The sequence below is a fragment of the Levilactobacillus muriae genome, assembly GCF_045862015.1.
Lineage (GTDB): Bacteria > Bacillota > Bacilli > Lactobacillales > Lactobacillaceae > Levilactobacillus > Levilactobacillus muriae.
The window spans coordinates 1-1,061 of sequence record NZ_BAAFRU010000072.1 but is presented as its reverse complement, the minus strand read 5'-3'; the positions used below and the strand labels follow the sequence as shown (position 1 = coordinate 1,061).

Annotated in this window: 2 protein-coding genes; both read right to left on the bottom strand. The window is 39.0% G+C overall.

The annotated features are described in order from the left end of the window. A partial coding sequence (locus tag ACKTSF_RS14560) for a KUP/HAK/KT family potassium transporter (RefSeq protein ID WP_251899498.1) occupies nucleotides 1-116 on the bottom strand: 116 nt, incomplete at its 3' end. A 114-nt stretch (nucleotides 117-230) separates the two neighbouring features. Beyond that, complete coding sequence (locus ACKTSF_RS14555) at nucleotides 231-827, bottom strand: recombinase family protein (protein WP_056986399.1); 597 nt, start codon at nucleotides 825-827, stop codon at nucleotides 231-233. Between the last annotated feature and the right edge of the window lie 234 nt (nucleotides 828-1,061).

Sequence of the window (1,061 nt, the reverse complement as noted above, 5' to 3'; positions counted from 1 at the left end):
GCGTCACCAATCAATGCATTCATAACATACAATGGTGAAGTGCCAATATCACCGTACACAATTCCTAAAGTAACAAGTGCCCCCGCAAAAGAAACACGTTCTAGTTGCTTATTCATATTTGCTTGCCTCCAACGCTAATTATTGAAATATAGCACTGCAAAATAGTAAGCCTAAACACGAAGAAAAGCAACTATGCCATATACATCATAATGAAATCACTTTAAAGAAGCTCATAATTTACAATCTACCTTAACATTAAATTTCTTTCGATACCTTATAAAGGTTGTCCGTTTAATTCCTGTATTACGGGCAACATCGACATCACTCATGCCTGCCTGATAAAGTTTAAAAGCATGTTGCAAGCGGGGATCGTCTTGGGTGTATTGGGGTTTACGCCCATGATATTTACCCTGCTGCTTAGCTAAGGCAATCCCTTGCTGCTGGCGCTCAATGATTCGCTTACGTTCACTTTCGGCCTGATACTTATAGAGTTCAATAATCAAGTTGGTCATCAGTTGACGTAAATTTGGGTCAGCAATCCCTGTCATGGACGGCAAATTCAACACATCTAGGGTTGCTCCCTTATTTTGAATGGTGTTCATGATCTGGGTTAAATCCTGGTTGTTTCTGCCTAAGCGATCTAATTCAGTGACCAGGACAATATCACCCTCACGAATATAGGCCAGCATCTTTTGCAGTTCTGGCCGATTAATGTTAGCCCCACTTAATTTATCCGTAAATAATTTATCAACGTCTTTTAAAGCCGCTAACTGTCGATCTAAATGTTGCTCCTTGGAACTCACGCGAGCATAACCGATTTTAGCCATTTTTAGCTCTCCTTTTGGACAGTTCTAATGAACACTTATAATTCCTAGTATAGCACAGAAACAAGAAAGGCCACTAGGGTATACCCTAGTGGCCACTTTGATTTTCTGGTTCTAAAATATCTGTTGTTGGTAATCAAATGAATTTGATTACTGGCAACGGATATTTTTGTATAATCAAAGAATGTAAAAAAATGTACAAAAAAGGGATATAGTCGCAGACCTATATCCATCCAC

Coding starts and splice junctions, on each gene's coding strand:
- ACKTSF_RS14555 (WP_056986399.1), bottom strand. CDS start 827: ATGGCTAAAATCGGTTATGCTCGCGTGAGTTCCAAGGAGCAACATTTA.